General features: G+C 53.7%; 1 pseudogene. It reads left to right on the top strand.

The annotated features are described in order from the left end of the window. Positions 1-40 precede the first annotated feature (40 nt). A pseudogene (locus DVK06_RS17995) lies at positions 41-436 on the top strand (hypothetical protein); the annotation flags it as partial.

The following is a 436-nucleotide window of genomic DNA, read 5'->3' as shown; positions in this document are numbered from 1 at the left end:
ATTCGCAGACCGATCCCCATCAGAGGCAATCGTGTTAGAGGTGGATCGGAAAGCCATCGTGAATTGGCTGGTGGCGAACGGAATTCTTCGCGAAGATGCAGACGATGATAGTCGACGAGCGATTCCAGATGTTGACGACGAACAGGCGCTACAAGAGTGGTTCCTTACGAATGTCGCAACTACAGAAATCGAGAATCCGTTCGACGACATCGAAGACGAAATTACTGATGCGGTCTACACCCTCCTTCACTCAATGAGTCACTGTCTACTCGCTCGAGCAGGCGAACAGTGTGGCCTTGCGACCGATACGCTCGGAGAGCGAATCTTCCCGAACGTCCCGGCCATCGTCATCTACGCCGCGACGACTGAATCGTTCTCGCTCGGAAGTATGTCGACGCTGTTCAAGACTCGACTTCACCCCTGGCTGTCACAAGCT

Source organism: Halorubrum sp. Atlit-28R, assembly GCF_003665955.1.
In the GTDB taxonomy this organism is placed as follows: domain Archaea; phylum Halobacteriota; class Halobacteria; order Halobacteriales; family Haloferacaceae; genus Halorubrum; species Halorubrum tropicale.
This window is presented reverse-complemented; position numbering and strand designations above follow the sequence as displayed.